At 71.6% G+C, this 18,827-nt stretch carries 16 protein-coding genes; 7 read left to right on the forward strand and 9 right to left on the reverse strand.

What is annotated here, in order from left to right; genetic code table 11:
* Genes AC2XR2_RS15500 through AC2XR2_RS15510 form a run of 3 tightly spaced genes read left to right on the forward strand, consistent with a single transcriptional unit; the run spans nucleotide 1 to nucleotide 2,911 of the window.
* Nucleotides 1-1,155 carry a glycosyltransferase gene (locus AC2XR2_RS15500; RefSeq protein ID WP_391193452.1) on the forward strand — a complete coding sequence of 385 codons (1,155 nt, stop codon included), beginning with the start codon at nucleotides 1-3 and terminating at the stop codon, nucleotides 1,153-1,155.
* Nucleotides 1,152-1,814 (forward strand): YveK family protein, encoded by a 663-nt coding sequence (locus tag AC2XR2_RS15505; RefSeq protein WP_491515336.1) that lies wholly within the window; start codon nucleotides 1,152-1,154, stop codon nucleotides 1,812-1,814. Before AC2XR2_RS15500 ends, AC2XR2_RS15505 begins: the two co-directional genes overlap by 4 nt.
* A complete protein-coding gene (locus AC2XR2_RS15510; RefSeq protein ID WP_491515337.1) occupies nucleotides 1,811-2,911 on the forward strand; it encodes a GNAT family N-acetyltransferase in 1,101 nt (366 codons plus the stop codon). Before AC2XR2_RS15505 ends, AC2XR2_RS15510 begins: the two co-directional genes overlap by 4 nt.
* Nucleotides 2,912-2,939: 28 nt before the next feature.
* Here AC2XR2_RS15510 and AC2XR2_RS15515 read toward each other — a convergent pair whose 3' ends face one another.
* Nucleotides 2,940-4,274 (reverse strand): glycoside hydrolase family 26 protein, encoded by a 1,335-nt coding sequence (locus AC2XR2_RS15515; protein ID WP_491515338.1) that lies wholly within the window; start codon nucleotides 4,272-4,274, stop codon nucleotides 2,940-2,942.
* A gap of 174 nt (nucleotides 4,275-4,448) precedes the next feature.
* Here AC2XR2_RS15515 and AC2XR2_RS15520 point away from each other — a divergent pair, with 174 nt between their 5' ends.
* Nucleotides 4,449-5,786, forward strand: coding sequence for a carboxylate--amine ligase (locus AC2XR2_RS15520; protein WP_491515339.1), 1,338 nt, complete (start codon nucleotides 4,449-4,451; stop codon nucleotides 5,784-5,786).
* A 60-nt stretch (nucleotides 5,787-5,846) separates the two neighbouring features.
* On the opposite strand, the gene AC2XR2_RS15525 is transcribed toward AC2XR2_RS15520, so the two are convergent.
* The 3 genes from AC2XR2_RS15525 to AC2XR2_RS15535 form a co-directional block, all read right to left on the reverse strand.
* Complete coding sequence (locus AC2XR2_RS15525) at nucleotides 5,847-6,692, reverse strand: chaplin (RefSeq protein WP_491515340.1); 846 nt, start codon at nucleotides 6,690-6,692, stop codon at nucleotides 5,847-5,849.
* Nucleotides 6,693-6,796: 104 nt separating this feature from the next.
* Nucleotides 6,797-7,048, reverse strand: coding sequence for a chaplin (locus AC2XR2_RS15530; protein WP_330266829.1), 252 nt, complete (start codon nucleotides 7,046-7,048; stop codon nucleotides 6,797-6,799).
* A 237-nt stretch (nucleotides 7,049-7,285) separates the two neighbouring features.
* The gene (locus AC2XR2_RS15535; protein WP_330266828.1) at nucleotides 7,286-7,702 is read right to left on the reverse strand and encodes a rodlin; all 417 of its coding nucleotides are present in this window, start codon (nucleotides 7,700-7,702) and stop codon (nucleotides 7,286-7,288) included.
* 247 nt (nucleotides 7,703-7,949) lie between these two features.
* Here AC2XR2_RS15535 and AC2XR2_RS15540 point away from each other — a divergent pair, with 247 nt between their 5' ends.
* From AC2XR2_RS15540 to AC2XR2_RS15550, 3 genes are all read left to right on the forward strand, one after another.
* Nucleotides 7,950-8,351: a rodlin gene (locus tag AC2XR2_RS15540; protein ID WP_330266827.1), complete on the forward strand. Its 402-nt coding sequence runs from the start codon at nucleotides 7,950-7,952 to the stop codon at nucleotides 8,349-8,351.
* Nucleotides 8,352-8,456: 105 nt separating this feature from the next.
* Nucleotides 8,457-9,467 carry an LCP family protein gene (locus AC2XR2_RS15545; RefSeq protein ID WP_491518457.1) on the forward strand — a complete coding sequence of 337 codons (1,011 nt, stop codon included), beginning with the start codon at nucleotides 8,457-8,459 and terminating at the stop codon, nucleotides 9,465-9,467.
* Nucleotides 9,468-9,592: 125 nt separating this feature from the next.
* On the forward strand, nucleotides 9,593-10,003 hold the full coding sequence (locus AC2XR2_RS15550) for a rodlin (protein WP_330266826.1): 411 nt from the start codon (nucleotides 9,593-9,595) through the stop codon (nucleotides 10,001-10,003).
* A 64-nt stretch (nucleotides 10,004-10,067) separates the two neighbouring features.
* On the opposite strand, the gene AC2XR2_RS15555 is transcribed toward AC2XR2_RS15550, so the two are convergent.
* The 5 genes from AC2XR2_RS15555 to AC2XR2_RS15575 all read right to left on the reverse strand — a co-directional run bounded on the left by AC2XR2_RS15555 (nucleotide 10,068) and on the right by AC2XR2_RS15575 (nucleotide 18,815).
* Complete coding sequence (locus AC2XR2_RS15555; protein WP_491515341.1) at nucleotides 10,068-11,978, reverse strand: AMP-dependent synthetase/ligase; 1,911 nt, start codon at nucleotides 11,976-11,978, stop codon at nucleotides 10,068-10,070.
* A 72-nt stretch (nucleotides 11,979-12,050) separates the two neighbouring features.
* On the reverse strand, nucleotides 12,051-13,583 hold the full coding sequence (locus AC2XR2_RS15560; protein ID WP_491515342.1) for a vWA domain-containing protein: 1,533 nt from the start codon (nucleotides 13,581-13,583) through the stop codon (nucleotides 12,051-12,053).
* 147 nt (nucleotides 13,584-13,730) lie between these two features.
* Entirely contained in the window at nucleotides 13,731-14,597 is an 867-nt protein-coding gene (locus AC2XR2_RS15565) for an ABC transporter permease (protein ID WP_449351230.1), read from the reverse strand.
* Nucleotides 14,594-17,227, reverse strand: a complete 2,634-nt coding sequence (locus tag AC2XR2_RS15570; RefSeq protein WP_491515343.1) for an alpha/beta fold hydrolase — start codon at nucleotides 17,225-17,227, stop codon at nucleotides 14,594-14,596. The genes AC2XR2_RS15565 and AC2XR2_RS15570 overlap by 4 nt, the downstream gene beginning before the upstream one ends.
* A 196-nt stretch (nucleotides 17,228-17,423) precedes the next feature.
* Nucleotides 17,424-18,815 carry an APC family permease gene (locus AC2XR2_RS15575; protein WP_491515344.1) on the reverse strand — a complete coding sequence of 464 codons (1,392 nt, stop codon included), beginning with the start codon at nucleotides 18,813-18,815 and terminating at the stop codon, nucleotides 17,424-17,426.
* Nucleotides 18,816-18,827: the final 12 nt, after the last annotated feature.

The following is an 18,827-nucleotide window of genomic DNA, read 5'->3' on the forward strand; positions in this document are numbered from 1 at the left end:
GTGCGGGCGCTCCATGTCATCACCGGTCTCGGGGTGGGCGGTGCGGAGCAGCAACTGCGGCTGCTGCTACGGCACCTGCCGGTCGACTGCGAGGTCGTCACGCTGACCAACCCGGGCGCGGTCGCGGACGGGCTGGTCGCCGACGGCGTGCGGGTGACCCACCTCGGGATGGCCGGGAACCGGGACCTCGGGGCGCTGCCCCGGCTGGTGCGGCACATCCGGTCCGGCGGCTACGACCTCGTGCACACCCACCTCTACCGGGCCTGCGTCTACGGGCGGCTCGCGGCGCGGCTCGCGGGGGTGCGGGCGATCGTGGCCACCGAACACTCCCTCGGCGACTCGCAGATGGAGGGCCGCAGGCTCACCAGGGGGGTGCGCGGTCTCTACCTGGCCAGCGAGCGACTCGGCCGGTCCACGGTCGCCGTCTCCCCCACGGTCGCCGCGCGGCTGCGGCGCTGGGGCGTGCCCGCGCCCCGGATCGCGGTCGTGCCGAACGGCATCGACCTGGACCGCTTCCGCTTCGACCCGGCCCGCCGGCTGCGCACGCGGCGGCGGCTGGGGCTGCCCGAGACGGCGTACGTCATCGGGGCCATCGGGCGGCTGCATCCGGGCAAGCGCTTCGACGTCGTGATCCGCGCCCTCGCCCAGCTCCCCGAGATCTGCAGGCTGGTGCTGGTCGGCGGCGGTCCCGAGGAGCACAACCTGCGGCGCACCGCGCACGAGGCGGGCGTCGCCGACCGGGTCCTGTTCACCGGCGAACGGCCCTACGTCCCGGACGGCTCCCCGGGCCCCGACCTGCCCTCCCTCACCTCCGCGATGGACCTGCTGGCCTCCCCCTGCCCCGAGGAGGCCTTCGGGCTCGCGGCCGTCGAGGCGCTGGCGGCCGGGCTGCCCGTGCTCTACGCCTCCTGCCCGGCGATCGAGGACCTGCCGCCCGAGACCACCGGCGCGGCCCGCCAGGTCGCCTGCGACGCCACCGCGTTCGCCCGTGCGGTGGCGTCCACCCGGGCGCACGACACGGGCCCGCGCACCGCGCCCGAAGCCGCCCACCACTACAGCATCACCCGCAGTGCCGCCCAGCTGATGGACGTCTACGCGGCCGCCGTGGCCGCTCCTTCCGTGTCCCCGTCATCCCAGGGAGCAAGTTCCTCATGACCACCACCGACCTTCCCGCCGGCGCCCGCCGCCCCTCCCCGCCGGCCCGCTTCAAGGCCCTTCCGCCGTGGTCCCTGATCGCGGCCGGCGTCCTCGCCGGCGGGCTGCTCGGCGGCGGCTACGGCCTCGCGAAGCCGCCCGCCTACACCGCCACGGCCTACGTCGTCGCCGTGCCGACCGAGAAGTCCGACCCGGCGTCCGCGCTCGGCTTCGCGCAGGCCTACGGCCGGGTCGCGACGCAGCTCGCGGTGCTCGGGGACGCCCAGGTGTGGGCCGGGGTGCCGGTGAGGACGCTCAAGGCCAGTGTCCAGACGGCGACTTCGCCGGACGCCCCGATGGTCTCCATCACGGCCACCTCCGCCCGCCCCGACCTGGCCGCCGACATGGCCAACGCGGTCTCCCGCGCGCTCACCCGGCACGCCAACGACACCAAGAGCGCCACCAACGTCGAACTCCAGCAGTTCGCCCGCGCCACCAAGCCCACCGAGCCGTCCTCCGCCTCCCCCGCGGTGACCGGTCTGGTCGGCGCGAGCGCGGGCGGGCTGCTCGGCGGCCTGGTCCTGCTGGCCCGGCCCCGGCGCGGGTCCGGCCGGGACGAGGGGCGCCCGGCGTCGGTGCCGGCCCCCGCTGTGGCCGCCGAAGCCCACGGACAGCTGTGACGTACACGACCCATCTCGTCACCGACGAGCGGTCCTTCGCCGAACTCGGCCCCGAGTGGGACGGGTTGTACCGCCGCTGCGAGGCCGCGACCCCGTTCCAGAGCCACGCCTGGCTGCACTCCTGGTGGCTGTCGTACGGCAGAACGGGCCGCCTCAGGTTGGTCCTGGTCCGGCACGGGGGCGAGCTGGTGGCCGTCGCCCCGCTGATGCGGGTGGGCCGCCCGGTGCCGTCCCTGGTGCCGCTGGGCGGGGCGATCTCCGACTACGAGGACGTCCTGCTGGACGACGAACGGGGCGAGGAGGCGGTGGCCGCGCTCACCGAGGGCCTCGCCCGGGCGGCCCGCACCGCGCTGGTCGACTTCCGCGAGGTGCGCCCGGGCGGCGCGGCCGAGCGGATCCACGACCACTGGAGCGGGCCCCGGCGCCGGGTCGGCGACTCGGTGTGCCTGGAGCTGCCCGCCGTACCGATGGACGAGCTGGTGGCCCGGCTGCCGTCCGCGAAGGCCCAGCAGCGGGTGCGCGCCAAGCTGCGCAAGCTGACCTCGCTCGGGGTCGAGCGGCATGTCGTGGAGCCGGACGAGGTGGACAAGGCGCTGCGCCGCCTGATCGAGCTGCACCAACTCCAGTGGCAGGGCAGGAAGGTGACCTCGGAGCATCTGCGGCCGCGGTTCCGCGACCACCTGGTGCGCGCGGTCGGGCCGATGGTGGCCTCCGGGGACGCGGTGGTCACGGAGTTCCGGCTGGACGACGACGTGGTGGCCGTGGATCTCACCCTGCTGTCGCGGCGGCTCGCGGGCGGCTATCTGTACGGCGCCCATCCCTGTCTGCGGGAACGCAAGGCGGACGTGGCGGTGATGCTGCTCGACGCGTGCACTGAACACGCGCGGGGCACGCTGAGCCTGCTGCGCGGCAACGAGCCGTACAAGCAGCACTGGCGGCCCGAACCGGTCGTGAACCAGCGGCTGTTGCTGGCGCGGACGCACACGGCCCCGCTGCTGGCCGCGGTCGTCTGTGACGTGGCCGCGCGGCGGCGGGGCAAGGAACTGCTGCTGCGCTGGAAGAGGTGGAGGGAGCGTGCCGGTGGCGGCAGGTCCTGAGGGGGCCTGCCGCGACCGGCCGGTGCGGCTAGCGGTTGCGCGAGTACCAGTCGAAGCGCAGGCACAGCTTCCCGCCGAGCCAGTACTCCACCCAGTCGCCCAGTTGCAGCGGCGAGCAGTTCGGCGGGGTCGTCGGCGTGGTGGGCGGCTTCGTGGGCTCGGTGGGCGGGGTGGTGGGCGGTGTCGTCGGGTCGGTGGGCTTGGTCGGTTGCGCGGTCGGCTCACCGGTACGGCCGAACAGCACCGACCGGTAGACCTCGGACGACTTGGGGTTGTCCGAGCACTGCCACACGCCGTGCGGGCAGTAGTCGGTGAGCGTGTTGTACAGCGGCTTGTGCTCGTCCATCCAGGCGAGCATGCGCTTCATGTACTCAGCGTTGTCACCGTTGCGGAAAAGCCCCCATTCGGGATACGAGATGGGCTTTCCGTGGGCCTTCGCGAAATCGACGTGCGCCTGAAGGCCGTAGGGTTCCTTGATCTGCTCGTCGAAGGTGATTCCCGACGGCTGGTCGTAGGAATCCATGCCGATGATGTCGACGGTGTCGTCACCCGGATAGCACTGGGTCCACGGAATGGCGTCCCGGCCGCGCGTCGGATTGAAGTCGAACTTGAACTTCTGGCCCGGGACCGACCGCATGGTGGTGACGATCCTGTTCCAGTACGTCTTCCAGGCCGTCGGGTCCGGAGCGCAGCGATGGGAGTACGTGGTGCCGTTCATCTCCCAGCCGAGCACGATGACCGTGTCCGGCACCTTCAGGTCGACCAGACGCTGGGCGAGGACGCGGTAGTGCTCGTCGAACTGGCCGGCCGCGCCCCGGCGCAGCAGGTGGCGGACCTGGTAGTCGGAGAGGTGTTCCTCGTTGCGCTCCATCATCGGGACGTTGAGGACGAACATCCGGTCGGCCCGCCCGGTGCGCCACTTGGCCCAGGAGTCCAGGAAGGTGGGCCTGCCCTCGATGTTGCTCCAGCGGTCACCGGGCAGATAGGTGTGCCCGACGCGCAGGTCGGCGTCGCCCAGCCAGCGGCTGAGCTCGGTCATGCGGGTGACACCGTCGGGTCCGTAGTCGAGATAGGCGCCGAAGGCGGGGACGTCCTCGGGCATGACGGGTTCCACCGGCTTCACGGGTTCCACCGGGGTGACGGGGACCGGCGTGACGGGATCCGGGGTGAGCGCCGGAGCGGGTGGCACGGCGGGGGCCGGCGGGACCTCGGGGACCGGGGTGAGCGCGGACGCCGGAGCGGGAGGATCTCCGGCCGCCCCCACGGCGTAACCCGGGCCCGACGCCAGGGCGGCCGACGCGGCCACAGTCACCGCGATGAACGCCAGCCGGCCGGTACGAGCCCGTCTGTGCTGTGAGTCCATTCCTGCTCCTTTCTCGACTCTCGCGCTTTCCGGACGGTCTTTCGGCCGACTGTCACGACCTGATCGCACGACTAACTGACACTCAGTCATATCAATATGAATTCCGCCACCGTGCCTACGGCTTTCGAGTGCCGCGATGGCCCGCACGAGTGAACCGACCCGAAGGAATGGCCCGTGTCGCAGTTCGACACCCGAGTCCCCGCCGTGCTGGTGCGGACCGACCGGAATCCCTTTCACCACGGCACGCTGGGTGCCGTGCGCTCGCTCGGCAGGGCGGGCGTGGACGTGCACGTGGTCGCCGACTGCGCGGGAAGCCCGGTGCGCACGTCCCGCTTCGTACGGCAGTTGCATCCCCCGCCGCCCCCGGGGGCCTCGCCGGGTGACATCGCCGCCGTGCTGCGCCGGGTGGCCGCCCGGATCCCGCACCCGGCCGTGCTGATCCCCATGGACGACGCGAGCGCCGTCGCGGTGGGCGTGCTGGGCGAGGAGCTGGCCCCCTCGTACCTGCTGCCGCAGCAGCCCGGCCGGCTCGCCGAACGGCTCGCGGACAAGGCGGAACTGGCCGAGGTGTGCGCGGCCGTGGGCGTACCGCATCCGGTGACGCTGGTCCCGGAGAGCGCGGCGCAGGCGGACGCGATGGCCTGGCGGCTCGGGCTGCCGGTGGTCGCCAAGTGGAGCCGGCCCTGGCTGCTGCCGACGGAGGGCGGGCTGCGCAGCACGGTGGTGGTGCGCTCGCCGCGGGAGGCCCGCGAGCTGTATCTGCGGTCCGAGGAGGCGGGCAGTCGGCTGCTGCTCCAGGAGTTCCTGCCGCCGGAGCCGGACGGGGACTGGTTCTTCCACGGGTACGCCGACCGCCGCGGTGCGCTGCGGGCGGGTGGCACCGGCGTCAAGGAGCGGTCCTGGCCGCGTGGTGCGGGGCTGACCGCGGTGGGCCACTGGCGGCCCGATCCGCGGGTGCGGGTGCTCGCCGAGCGGCTGACCGGCGCGCTGGGCTACCGCGGCATCCTGGACCTCGACTTCCGGCGCGGCGGCACGGGCGGGGACTTCCACCTGCTGGACTTCAACCCGCGGCCGGGCGCGCAGTTCCGGCTCTTCACCGACAGCGCGGGCCTGGACGTCGTACGCGCGCTGCACCTGGACCTGACCCACCGGCCGCTGCCGGACGGGGTGGCGCTGCCCGGGCGGGCGTTCGTGGTGGAGAACTACGCGCCGCTGACCGCGCTGCGTCCGGCGCCGGCCCGGCGGGAGCTCGCGTGGCACGCGGCGGACGACCGGGGGCCCGGGTGGATGATGTGGGCGCTGTGGGCCCGGCATGTGTCCCGGCGTCTGCTGGAACGGGTGCGCCGGCTGTGCGTGCGGCGCCGGCAGCGGGCGGCCGCGCAGGTGATCCGCCAGGGGACGGCTCCGGTGGCGTCCCTGACCGACCTGCCCCGGCTGACCGACCCGACGGGGCCGGAGGAACTCACCGGGCTTTCCGACCTGCCCGGTGACGAGAAGGCGGGCAGTCGCTGAGGTGCGGCCCGGTGGCGGGCGCGGGTGCCGGGTCGGTGGGACCCGGCACCCGGTGCGGGACTAGCGTCGGGACGCGGCCCGGCCCCGTCGGTACAGGACGGCTCCGGCCACGATCATCGCGGCGCTGACCCCCGAGGCGGCCAGCATGGCCTCACCGCTGCTGCCGGTGTGCGGCAGGTGCGGTGGGGTGCTGGGCGGAGTGGTGGTCGGGGGCGTGTGCGGAGGCGTCGTCGTCGGGGGCGTGCCCGGGGGTGTGTGCGGCGGGGTGCTGTGCGGGGGCGTGTGCGGCGGAGTGGTGTGCGGCGGGGTGTGGGGCGGAGTGTGCGGGGGTGTCGTCGTCGGCGGGGTGCCCGGCGTCGTGGGTGTCCCCGGCGGGGTGGTGTGCGGTGGGGTGTGGGGCGGGGTGTGCGGAGGCGTCGTCGTCGGCGGGGTGCCCGGCGTCGTCGGCGGGGTGTGCGGAGGCGTGTGCGGCGGGGTGTGCGGAGGCTTTGTCGGGGGTGTGTGCGGGGGCTTGGTCGGGGGCGGGGTCTCCCCGCAGTCCTCGCCGTAGCCGCCGTCGGTGTCACAGTCGTCGTCGCCGTAGCCGTGGTCGTCCCCGTAGCCGCCGTGGGAGCCGTGGCCGTGCCGGCCGTGGGAGCCGTGGGAGGCGCCCTTGTGCGTGACCGGGCCGTTCGCGCAGGAGTTGCCGAACGCCGGGTCGAGCGCGGCGATCACGTCCACGGAGTCACCACAGGCGTTGACCGGCACCTCGAGCGGCGCCTGCGCGGTGTTGCCGGACAGCACGCCCGGCGAGTCCTTGGCTGCCCCGCCCGCGTGCGAGTCGGCGATCGCGGGACTGCCGCACAGGGACAGAATGCTCGTCGCGGCGGCGGCCGCGACCATTCCCTTGCTCAGGGTCTGTCGCAATCTCGTTGTCTTCCTGCTTGAAGAAGTGGGAAAGCCGGCCCCGAACGACTGGAAGACGTCCGGGGCCGGCCATGGCACAGCCGGGCGGCTGGCGCGTTACGTCGTCAGTCGTTGGTGCAGCTGTTGCCGAAGGCCGGGTTCAGCAGCGCGATGACGTTCACGGTGTTGCCGCACACGTTGATCGGCACGTGCACCGGAACCTGGACCACGTTGCCGGAGAGGAGACCCGGGGAGCCCACGGCGGTGCCCTGGGCACCGGCGTCGGCGAAGGCCGGGGCGGCCATGCCGAGGGCCATGATCGCGCCCGCGACGACAGCAGCGGTCTTCTTCATGAGATTTCCCTTCTCTGCGGTCATGCCAGAAGTGTCGGTAGAAACCGAGCGAGCGCAGTCGGAACGGCTCGCACCATGACCGGCAGGCTGTAGAACGAGGGATAGACAGCTAAGGAAACTACGGAACGTGTGTCGCCGGGTAATTCACTCGAACGCCTTCAAGGAAACGCCTCACCTGAGCAACCGAAAAGGCAATTGACGGTGTATCAGCAACGAAAAATCGCCCGGGTCGTCTGCCCGGGCGATTTCGAAGCGGTCGATTCAGCTGTGCGAGGCACCGTTGCCGGACAGCGCCGAGACGTCGTCCAGGATGTGCGACAGCGGCTCGTCACCCTTGGCCTGCGTCGAGTTCTCCGCGCACTGCTGGTTCTGCGGGGCCGACAGGATCGGCACGTCCTGCGCGACACCGACGGCGGCGATGATGCCGACGATGCCCTGCAGGTTCGCCTTCGCGGGCAGACCGACGCAGAGCTTGTTCAGCGAGCTCTGGACCAGCGTGGCCTGCGGGCTCATGTCGCCCTTGGTGACCGAGTTGCCGAACGCGCTGTGGGCGCCGTTGCCGCTGGCCGAGGTGGTGCCGTGGTCGTTGCCGATGGCAAGCGCCTGGGGGGCCACCGCCGCCGAGGCACCGACGACGGACGCGGCGACCGCCGCCACGGCCATTGCCTTCTTCAGCATTTCGTTTTCCTTTCCTGGGGGACGTCTCCTGGGACACGTCCCCGGGGACGAGACGCACTGTTCCTGCCTCCGCATCAACCTGTGGCACCTGGATTGGTTTCGACCCGTCACCCGAATGGACCTCTCGCGGCGCGGAATTCTCCGGATCCCCTTTGGGCCATCGGAGTGAATGACAGCAACCAAGCGGCACCGGGGCAGTTGTCCAGAGCGCTCCGGTGGACGGGGTTTCTTCAGAAGGGACTAGCAAGTGATCAAGAAGGTTCTGGCTTCCGCCGCGGTCGCCGCTTCCGTCGTGGGTGCCGCCTCCCCCGCCATGGCCATCGGCAACGACCACGGCACCACGTCGGCCAGCGGCAACGGTGCTTCGCAGTCGTTCGGCAACTCGGCCACCTACGGCAACATGAGCCCGCAGATGGCGCTCATCCAGGGTTCGCTCAACAAGCCCTGCATCGGCCTGCCGGCGAAGGCGAACCTCCAGGGGATCCTCGGCCTCGCCGCCGTCGGCGTCCTGCAGGACGTGCCGATCCTGTCGGCCCCGCAGAACCAGCAGTGTGTCGAGAACAGCACCCAGGCCAAGGGCGACGAGCCGCTGTCGCACATCCTGGACGACATCTCGGCCCTGTCCGGCAACGGCGCCTCGCGCAGCTGAGCTGTCGCGCAGCCGGGCCGATGAGCCCTGGGGCTGGTTTCTGAGTCCCCGTCAGCGGGCCGCCGTACCAACGGCGGCCCGCTCGCTTACGTTGCGGCCGTGACGATGAAGAGAACCCTTTCCTCGGTCGTCCTGACGACCTCCGTCCTGCTGCTCGGGGCCGCCGCTCTCCCCGGCCGGACCGCACCCACCCCGCACGGCACCAACATCCTCGTGATGGGCACGGACGGCCGTGACACGATCTCCGCCGCGGAGCAGCGCGAGTTCCACGCCGGCGGCGTCGCCTGTGACTGCACGGACGTCCTGATGGTGGTTCATGTGTCGGCCCGCCGGGACCGCGTGAGTGTCGTCGCGCTCCCCCGCGACTCCTACGCCGACATCCCGCCCCACCGCGACGAGAGCACCGGCAAGCAGCTGCCGGCGCGGCCCTCGAAGATCAACGGCGCGTACGCCGAGGGCGGCCCCCGGCTCACCGTCGCCACCGTCGAGTCGATGACCGGGCTGAGCATCGACAACTACCTCCAGCTGGACTTCCGGCGTTTCATCGATTCCGTCGACAAGGTCGGCGGCGTCGAGGTGTGCACCGCCCGGCGCCTCCAGGACAAGGCCACCAAGCTCGATCTGAAGCCGGGCAAGCACCGGCTGAAGGGCGGCCGGGCCCTCCAGTACGTCCGGTCCCGGAAGGTGGACCAGGCGGCGGACCTCGGGCGGATCCAGCGCCAGCAGCGGTTCCTGGTCCAGACGCTGCGCGGGCTCCAGGCGAAGCGGCTGCTGACCGATCCGGTGAAGACGGCCGGTGTGGTGCGCACCCTGCTCGGGTCCGGGCAGGTCGAGCAGGGCTTCGCCGCCGCGGACCTGGTGGAGCTGGCGGCCGCGCTGCACCAGGTGCCGGCGAAGAACACGGAGTTCGCCACGGTGCCGGTCGCCGGGTTCAACCCGACGCGGCCCGACATCGGTTCCACGCTGGCCTGGGACAAGGTGAAGACGGCCGCGATGTTCAAGAAGCTGCGCGAGGACCGGCCGCTGATCAAGGCGGGCACGGATCCGAAGCCGTACGACCCGCCGCGCTTGACGGGTGCCGTCACCGTGCGCGGGAGTGCTTACGCCTGCACATGAGGGGCGCCCGCGCGGTCCCTGCGCGCGCTGGGCCAATCGGGGCAAAGAGCGCAACCCCGGCGGGGGCTCCGGCGTTGACGATCATGCAGCTCCTCCCCGGAGTCCGCTTTTCGAAGGGAATGAACATGAAGAAGCTGTGGGCAACCGCGGCTGTTGCCGCGTCCGTCGCCGGTGTCGCGGCCGCGGCCGCCCCCCAGGCGCTCGCCATCGGCAACGACAGCGGCACCAAGTCCGCCAGTGGCAACGGCGCCTCGCAGGAGTTCGGCAACTCGGCCACGTTCGGCGACATGAGCCCGCAGCTCTCGCTGGTCCAGGGTTCGCTGAACAAGCCCTGTGTCGGCCTGCCGGCCAAGCTGAACGCCCAGGGCCTCGTCGGCCTCGTCGCCGTCGGTGTCCTGCAGGACGTGCCGATCCTGTCGGCCCCGCAGAACCAGCAGTGCGTCGAGAACTCCACCCAGGCCAAGGGCGACGAGCCGCTGTCGCACATCCTGGACGACATCTCGGCCCTGTCGGGCAACGGCGCTTCGCACAGCTGAGCCTCCCCGCTCCGCCGCAACGGCGGGTCACCGGTTCTCCGGTGGCCCGCCGTTCCGCGTTCCGCTACTTGCGGTAGAGGGCCTCGATGTCCTCGGCGTACGCCGCCGTCACCGCGTGCCGTTTGACCTTGAGGGACGGGGTGAGCATGCCGTTTTCCTCGGTGAACTCCCCCTCGATCAGCCGGAAGGCGCGGATCGACTCGGCGCGGGAGACGGCCGCGTTGGCGTGGTCGACGGCCTTCTGGAGGTCGGCGCGCAGCCGTTCGTCCTCGGCGAGTTCGGTGTGCGGGGTGTCGGCGGGCAGGCCCCGGACCGAGAGCCAGTGGGTCATCGCCTCGGGGTCGAGGGTGATCAGGGCGGCGACGAAGGGGCGGTTGTCGCCGACGACGAGGCACTGGCCGACGGGGGCCCGGCTGCGCAGCCGGTCCTCCAGGACGGCCGGGGAGACGTTCTTGCCGCCGGAGGTGACGAGGAGGTCCTTCTTGCGGCCGGTGATGGTGAGGTAGCCGTCCTCGTCGAGGGCGCCGAGGTCGCCGGTCGCGAACCACTCGTCCTTCAGGACGGCGTCGGTGGCCTCGGGGTTGTTCCAGTAGGCGCCGAAGACCACCCCGCCCTTGATGAGGACCTCGCCGTCGTCGGCGATGCGGATCGCGGTGCCCGGGACGGGCTGTCCGACCGTGCCGGGGCGGGGGCTGAGGGGCGGGACGATGGTGGCGGCGGCGCTGGTCTCGGTGAGGCCGTAGCCCTCGTAGATGATGATCCCGGCCGCGGCGAAGAACAGGTTGAGGTCGCGGTCCAGGGGTGAGCCGCCGCTGATGGCGTAGCGCATGCGGCCGCCGAGTTCCTTGCGGATACGGCGGTACACGAGCAGGTCGTACAGGCCCCAGGCGGCGTAGAGGCCGGGTCCTGGTCCCTTGCCGCGGCCCAGGAACTTGTCCAGGTAGGCCTCGCCGAAGCGGACGGCGACGCGGTGGGCGCGGTCGAAGGAGGCGGCGCGGCCCATCTTCTCGGCGGTGGCGCGGCTGGTGGCGTGGATCTTCTCGAAGAGGTACGGCACTCCGACGAGGAAGGTCGGGCGGAACTCCTTGAGCGCGGGCCGCAGTTCGTCGGGCTTGATGCTCGGGCAGTGGCCGATCTCGATGCGGGCCATCAGACAGGCGATCTGGAGGGTGCGGCCCATGATGTGGGCGAGCGGGAGGAAGAGAAGGGTGGAGGCGGTCTGGTCGGAGACCTCCTTGAAGATGGGGTGGAGCAGCTCGACGGTGTTGGCGGCCTCGGCGTGCAGGTTGGCGTGGGTGAGGACGCAGCCCTTGGGGCGGCCGGTGGTGCCGGAGGTGTAGCAGATCGTGGCGATGGTGTCGGGGGCGAGCGCGGCGCGGCGCTTGGTGACCTCCTCGTCGGGGACGTCGTGCCCGAGGGCGGTGAGTTCGTCGAGGGCGGCCGCCTCCAACTGCCAGACGTGGGGCCTGACCTGGTGGTCCGCGGTGCCGGTGGTGACGGTGGCCGCGTTCTCGGCGTTCTCGGTGACGACATGGCGGGCGCCGGAGTCGCGGACGATCCACTCCACCTGCTCGGCGGAGGAGGTCGCGTAGATCGGGACGGTCTGGGCCCCGGCCGCCCAGATCGCGAAGTCCAGGACCGTCCACTCGTAGCGGGTGCGGGACATCACCGCGACCCGGCCGCCCGGTTCGACACCCGCGGCGACCAACCCCTTGGCGACGGCGGTCACTTCACGGGCGAAGGCGGCTGCCGTGACCGGGCTCCAGGTCTCCCCTTCCTTCCGGTGCAGCACCACGGCGTCGGGGGTCTCGGCCACGTTGGTGAAGGGGAGGTCGGCGATGCTGCCGGTGGTCGGGCGCGGGGCGAGGGGCGGGGTGCGGGCCTCCCGTACGACCCCGCTCTCGTCCCTGACGACCTCGACCGCGGACCGGCCCGCCAGGTGTTTCGCCCTCTTCAGATCCCTGCGTACGCCCATCGTGGCTCCCCGGTCGGCTCCGACTGGGCCGCTAACTTACTCTCAAGTAAGAAAAGGTCAATGGGTCCGGCGTCAGTCCGCGAGGAGCCGGGCCCGGCGGATGGCGTCGGCGAGCTGCCGCACCGCGCTGTCCTCGGTGCGGTCCCCCAACTCGTCCGCCCAGTCGGCGAGTTCTCGCATCGACGGCCGTCCCGGCAGCCGCTCGTCGTCGTAGGTCCCGCGCAGGAGGTCGGCGAAGTAGGCGGCCACCGCGTCGACCTGGAAGCGGGAGTTCGCCTCGCGCAGGGAGTCGTCGAAGGTCTCCAGTTCGGCCGACTTCTCGTGCGGGGCGCGGGTCTCGGGGTCCTGCCAGCGGACGGTCGCGGTGGCCAGGTGGCCCTCGGCGCCGGGTTTGGTGCGGACCGCGTAGAGGGCGGTGACGGTGTGGCCGGGGCCGACCTCGCCGCCGTCCACGCGGTCGTCGCGGAAGTCGTCGTCGGCGACGCGGCGGTTGTCGTAGCCGACGAGGCGGAACTGCTTGACGGTCTCCGGGTCGAAGGCGACCTGGGCCTTGGCGTCGCGGGCGGTGAGGTCGATGTTCTGCGGGAGCTGTTCGCAGAAGACCTTCTCGGCGTCGTCGGCGCCGGAGACGTAGACGGTGTGGCCGTCGCCCTTGTCGGCGAGGCGCTCCATCAGGGCGTCGCCGTAGTCGCTGCCGACGCCCACGCCGAAGAGGGTGATGCCGTCCTCGCGGCGGGCGGTGTCGATGCGGTCGAGGATGGAGTCGGGGTCGGTGTCGCCGTTGTTGGCGAGGGCGTCGGAGATGAGGACGACCCGGTTGGTGGCGCCCTCGCGCAGACCGTCCACGGCGGTGCGGTAGCCGGTCTCGACGCCGGCGCCGAGGTTGGTGGAGTACGTCGGTTCCAGGCCGTCGATCGCCTCGTGGACCCGGTCGCGGTGGCCGCCGAGCCGGGTCATCGGCAGGACCGTCTCGGCCTCGTCGCTGAAGGTGACGATCGCGACGGAGTCGTCGTCGTGCAGGCGTTCCGTCATGGTGTCGAGGGACTGCTGGGCGAGGTCGAGGCGGCCGGGTTCGGCCATGGAGCCGGAGATGTCGATGACGAAGGTCAGGGCGGCGGGCGGGCGGTCGTCGTCCTGGTCCCGTGCCTCGCGCGTGGCCAGGCCCACCCGGACCAGGGACCAGCCGTCCCGGTCGGTGCGGGCGCCGTCGACGGTGACCGTGAAGCCGTTGCCGTCGGGGCGGTCGTAGTCCTGGCGGAAGCTGTTGACGAACTCCTCGGGGCGGATCGTCGAGGGGTCGGGGAGGCGGCCCTCGGCGAGGGTGCGGCGGGCGTAGCCGTAGGAGGCGGTGTCGACGTCGAGGGCGAAGGTGGAGAGGTAGTCGGGGGCCTGCGGTTCCGGGGAGTCGTAGTCGCGGGACTCCTCGGAACCCTGTTCGCCCTCCAACTGGTCCGGGGCCGGGAAGGCCGAGCCGTAGGAGCCGCCCTTCGATCCGTCGGCGCTGCTCTTGCTTCCGCTGTCGTCGCCCCCGCTGCAACCGGTGAGCAGCAGGCCGCCCGCCAGTGTCAGGGCGAGCATCACCTGTCGTGTCCGCTGTCGCTCCATCGTCCGTACCCCCTGGGCCTGTTGACGTCGGCTTCTGCGACTGTGACGGGCCGGGGGGCCGGAACGTGCGCTACGGAGCGTTGCGGAAGGGTATCGAAGGGGGCACGGAGACGGCCCGTCGAGACCGGTGGGTGATCCTCCGTTGACCTACGAGACCACGTCCTTGCGGGCGAAACCGCGGAAGGCCAGCGCGAACAGCACCAGGGCGAGCGTTATCGACAGGGAGGTGCCCTGGATCATGTCGGACCACTCCAACTTCGGCTGTACGGCGTCCAGCCAGGCGTACTGCCAGTGCGAGGGGAGGAAGTCGCGCCAGTCGCCGAGGGCGGTCACCTGGTCCAGCACATTGCCGACGATGGTCAGTCCGACCGCCCCGCCGACCGCGCCGAGGGGGGCGTCGGTGCGGGTGGAGAGCCAGAACGCGAGGGCCGCGGTGACGAGTTGGGAGACGAAGATGTACGCCACCGTGATCAGCAGGCGTTGGGCCGCCGTGCCCGCGGCCATCGAGCCGCCGGTGGGGAGTTGGAGCGGGCCCCAGCCGTAGGCGATCGTGCCGACCGCGAGGGCGACCAGCGGGAGCAGGAGCATCGCGGCGAGGCTCAGGGTGAGGCCGACGGCGAGCTTCGACCACAGCAGCCGGGCCCTCGGCACGGGGGCCGCGAGGAGATAGCGCAGGGAGGACCAGCTGGCCTCCGAGGCGACCGTGTCCCCGCAGAACAGCGCCACGGGGACGACCAGCAGGAAGCCCGCGGAGGCGAAGAGGTTCACCGCGGCGAAGTTCGCCCCGGACACCGTGGCGGTGTCCATGAGGTTGACCCGGTTGTTGCCCGAGCCTGGTCCGCCGCCCAGCTGGAAGGCGATCAGCAGGACGAAGGGCAGCGCGGCCAGGATGCCGAACATGACGAGGGTGCGGCGGCGCTTCAACTGCCGTACCAGCTCGACGCGCAGAGGCAGCGTGCGGCCCGCGCGGTAGCCGTCGGCGACCTCCGCGCGCTCGGTGAGCGTGCTGCTCATGCGGAGTCTCCGATCAGGGTGAGGAAGGCGTCCTCGAGGCGGCGGTGGGGGCCCACCGACGTCACGGGGACCTCGAGGCGGACGAGTTCGGCGACCAGTCGCTGTGCGCTGCCGTCCGCGTCGAGCCGTACGAGGAGACCGCCGTCGGTGGTGACCGCCGAAGCCACCCCCGGCAGGGCCGCGACCTTCTCGGCCACCGGCTCCTCGACCGGTACGGCGGTGCCGACCAGGAGGGTGTCCCCGGAGCCGACGATCTCGCCGACCGGGCCCGCCTGGACGAGCTGGCCGTGGTCCATGACGACGAGGTGGGTGCAGGACTGCTCGACCTCCGAGAGGAGGTGGCTGGAGACGATGACCGTGCGGCCGGCCGCCGCGTAGCGGATCATCACCTCGCGCATCTCGCGGATCTGCGGCGGATCGAGGCCGTTGGTCGGTTCGTCGAGGATGAGCAGGTCCGGCAGGCCCAGCATGGCCTGGGCGATGGCCAGGCGCTGGCGCATGCCCTGGGAGTAGGTGCGCACCGCGCGGGCCAGGGCGTCGCCCAGACCTGCGATTTCGAGGGCCTCCTCCATGTGCGCGTCCTCCGGCGGGCGTCCGGTGGCCTGCCAGTACAGCTCCAGGTTCTCCCGGCCGGACAGGTGCGGGAGGAAGCCCGCGCCCTCGACGAAGGCGCCGACGCGGGAGAGGACGGGGGCGCCGGGCGCGATCGCGTGGCCGAAGACGCGGATCTCGCCGCCGTCGGGCTTGATCAGGCCCATCAGCATGCGCAGGGTGGTGGTCTTGCCCGCGCCGTTCGGGCCGAGGAGGCCGAGGACCTGGCCCTTCTCCACGCGGAAGGAGAGGTCACGGACCGCGTACCGGTCGACGGACTTGGCGTACCGCTTGCTCAAGTCGCTTATCTGGAGCGGCACTTCGGCCAGCTCCGGCTCCGGGGCGGCGGGAGCCGCGGTACGGCGGCGGCCCGTCGCCAGGAGGATCAGCGCGAGCACCGCGCCGGCCAGGGGCAGCCACCACACCCAGGCGGGCAGGGGGGCCTGGGTGTTCTTCTCGCTGAGAGGGGTGGGCACTTGGAGGTCGCCCTTGAGGGAGACGGTGTACGTCGCCGGGGCCGTCGGGGACGCGTAGCCGAGGTCCGTGGAGGCCAGGACCAGCTTGAGGCGGTGACCGTCGTCGATCTCGTGGTCGATCGCCGGGAGGGTGAGCGTGACATCCTTGCCGGCCTTGGCGCCCTCGACCCTGATGGGCTCGACGAGTTGCGAGGGCAGGGTCTGCTGACCGCCGCGGCCCGGGGAGACGTCGTACAGCTTGGCGAAGAGGACCGCGTCGTCGCTGGTCGACTTCACGTGCACGGTGACGGTCGGCGAACCGGTGATCTGGAGGTCGTCGCGCACCGGCTGCGACTCGAACGCGGCGTACTGGCCCGGGAAGTCCAGGGAGACGCCGACGCCGAGGGAGGAGAGCTGGGCGAGGCCTCCGGCACCGCCGAGGCCGGGGAGGGCGGAGACGGCGGGCGGGGCGGCGCCGGCCGGGTTGACGAAGTCCTGTTCGCGGCCGGCCAGTTGGACCTTGCGGTCATCGCTCTGCAGGCCCGGGTACGTGTCGGCGGTGACCCCCGTCAGGCGGGGTTCGCCGTCGCCGGTGCCGGTGCCGAGGGTGCGGGTGACGCGGAAGGCGGGGCCGGTGTCGGCGGACTTGTCGTCCTTGAGGTACCGGTCGAACCAGTCGGCCACCCGGCCCTGGACACGGCTCGTCTCCATGTCGCCGCCGTCATGGCCGCCCGCGATCCAGTCGACGTCCACGGGGGCGCCGTTGGCGCGGATCGCCTTGGCGGCCTGGTCGGCCTGGTTCAGCGGGAACAGGGAGTCCGTCTGGCCCTGGATCAGCAGGGTGGGGACCTTGATGTCCTTGGCGACGGCGGACGGGGAGCGTTCCTCCAGCATCTTCTCGGCGCTCGCGTCCGGGGTGCCGGACTGGGCCACGCGGTCGTACATCGCGCAGATCCGCGGCTCGAACTTGTCGCAGCCGCCCGCGGAGTTGACGAAGATGCCGGCCCAGAGCTTCTTGAAGACGCCGTTCGGGAAGAGGGCCTCCGAGAGGTTCCAGTAGGTGATCGCGGGGGCGATGGCGTCCACGCGGTCGTCGTGGCCGGCGGCCAGCAGGGAGATCGCGCCGCCGTAGCTCGCGCCGGTCACGCCGACCCGGGGGTCGCCGGGCCTGTCGAGCTGGACCTGGGGTTGCCTCGCCAGCCAGTCGATCAGCTTGCCGACGTCCTTGACCTCGGCGTCGGGGTCGTTGAGGCCGACCTTGCCGGTGGACCTGCCGAAGCCTCTCGCCGACCAGGTGAGGACCGCGTAGCCGTCTCTCGCGAGGGCTTCCGCCTGTGGGCGTACGTCGTTCTTGTTGCCGCCGAAGCCGTGGCCTATGAGGACCGCGGGACGCCTTTCGGTGCCGTTCGTCGTGAAGTACGAGGTGTCTACGCGGACGCCGTCGATCGACATGATCTGGTCCGCGCGGTGCACCGGGGGTGGGTCGTCAGAAGCGGCGGCCGTCCATGTCCCGGCAGCGGCGAGGACGACGACGGAGGCCGCGGCGGCGATCCACCGTGGCCTCCGGAGGCGTCGAAGATCCATGATTCAACGGTACGGGGTGAAGCTGTCGGGGACTTATCGACCGGGGGCTGAACTCGTTGCCATCCTGGGGGTGGAGGGGGATTCGTCATGTACAGCAGGTGCGGTACGGACGGCTATGAGCTCGGGTCCGCCTGTTGTGTGCCGTCTGCTGCGCCGTTGTGGCTGGTCGCGCAGTTCCCCGCGCTTCTAGGGAGGTCTACTCACTCGGAATCGAGACGAGCCACCTCGTGTCCCTGCGCGGACGCAGGTACAGGGCCCAGTACAGGGTCGCCGCCCCTGTTATCCCGCCTGTCCACAGCAGGTACTCCGTGTCCTGCTGGGTCAGGATGTAGGTCAGGACCGCTACCAGGACGATCGGCGTCGCCGGCCACAGGGGCATGCGCCAGGCCGGGGTGTGTTTGTGGGGGGTGCGGCGGGACAACAGGGCCGCTACCGCCACCAGGAGGTACATGGCCGTCACCGAGACGCCTGTGACGCCGTACAACGTGTCCAGGTTCACGAAGCACAGGGCCGCTCCCGGGACTCCGACCGCGAGGGTGGCGACCCAGGGGCTGCCGAAGCGGCCGAGCCTTGCGAAGGCGGTGTTGACCGGGGACGGCCAGGCCTTGTCCCTGGCCGAGGCGAACAGGACCCGGGAGTTCTGGATGACCATGACGATGCCCGCGTTGATGATCGCGAGGGCGACGCACAGGCTGACGAAGGTGCCGGTCGCGGAGTTGGACCAGGCCGTGACCATGGAGCCGATGTCACCGCCGGTCAGTTCGGAGAGGTCGGAGGCGCCCAGGGTGATCGCGACCACCGGGACCAGGATGATGACCGAGGAGATGGCGAGGGTGGCGAGGACCGTGCGGGCCACGGTGCGGCGGGGGTTCTCCAGTTCCTCGGAGAGGTAGACGGCCGTCGAGAAGCCCTGGGTCACGAAGAGGGCGATCGCGAGGCCCGAGACCACCAGCATGGCCGTCACGGTGTCCGTGCCGCCGTGCGCGCCCGCCACCTGCATCGACAGCAGGCTGCCCGGGCCGCGTTCGGCATGGGTGAAGCCCAGGAGTGCCACCACCGCCGCCGCGATCACCTCCAGGACCAGGAAGACGCCGGTGATCCAGGCGTTGGCGCGCAGGTCGAGGAGGCCGGCGAGGGTGGCCAGGAGCATGACGCCGGCGCCCGCGACGGACGGGTCCAGGTGGATCACCGGGGCCAGGTAGTCGGCCGTGCCCATCGCGATCACCGGCGGGACGATCATCACGACCAGGAGGGACAGCACGAAGACGAGCCAGCCCGCGAGCCGTCCGGCCAGCGTGGAGACCATGGCGTACTCGCCGCCGGCGCTGGGGATGAGGGTGCCCAGCTCCGAGTAGCAGAACGCCACGGCGATGCACAGGAGGGAGCCGATGGCGATCGTCAGGGCGGTGGCGGTGCCGAGCGTGCCGAAGAGGTCGGGGACCACCACGAAGAGGGTGGACGCCGGGGTCACGCAGGACAGGGTCAGGAGGGTGCCGCCGACCACGCCGATGGAGCGGTTGAGCTTGGCGTGGCCGTGCTCCAGCGCCTCTGGGACGGCGGTGTCGGCAGGGCGGAGGGTGTCGGTCATGGTGCTGCATGG

It is taken from the genome of Streptomyces sp. LS-MS-L19 (genome assembly GCF_058382285.1).

Excerpts from the sequence above, each read along its gene's own strand:
- AC2XR2_RS15555 (WP_491515341.1), bottom strand. The coding sequence starts at position 11,978 with ATGGGCGTACGCAGGGATCTGAAGAGGGCGAAACACCTGGCGGGCCGG.
- AC2XR2_RS15550 (WP_330266826.1), top strand. The coding sequence starts at position 9,593 with ATGAAGAAGCTGTGGGCAACCGCGGCTGTTGCCGCGTCCGTCGCCGGT.
- AC2XR2_RS15515 (WP_491515338.1), bottom strand. The coding sequence starts at position 4,274 with ATGGACTCACAGCACAGACGGGCTCGTACCGGCCGGCTGGCGTTCATC.
- AC2XR2_RS15565 (WP_449351230.1), bottom strand. The coding sequence starts at position 14,597 with ATGAGCAGCACGCTCACCGAGCGCGCGGAGGTCGCCGACGGCTACCGC.
- AC2XR2_RS15560 (WP_491515342.1), bottom strand. The coding sequence starts at position 13,583 with ATGGAGCGACAGCGGACACGACAGGTGATGCTCGCCCTGACACTGGCG.
- AC2XR2_RS15575 (WP_491515344.1), bottom strand. The coding sequence starts at position 18,815 with ATGACCGACACCCTCCGCCCTGCCGACACCGCCGTCCCAGAGGCGCTG.
- AC2XR2_RS15535 (WP_330266828.1), bottom strand. The coding sequence starts at position 7,702 with ATGCTGAAGAAGGCAATGGCCGTGGCGGCGGTCGCCGCGTCCGTCGTC.
- AC2XR2_RS15505 (WP_491515336.1), top strand. The coding sequence starts at position 1,152 with ATGACCACCACCGACCTTCCCGCCGGCGCCCGCCGCCCCTCCCCGCCG.
- AC2XR2_RS15530 (WP_330266829.1), bottom strand. The coding sequence starts at position 7,048 with ATGACCGCAGAGAAGGGAAATCTCATGAAGAAGACCGCTGCTGTCGTC.
- AC2XR2_RS15570 (WP_491515343.1), bottom strand. The coding sequence starts at position 17,227 with ATGGATCTTCGACGCCTCCGGAGGCCACGGTGGATCGCCGCCGCGGCC.
- AC2XR2_RS15545 (WP_491518457.1), top strand. The coding sequence starts at position 8,457 with ATGAAGAGAACCCTTTCCTCGGTCGTCCTGACGACCTCCGTCCTGCTG.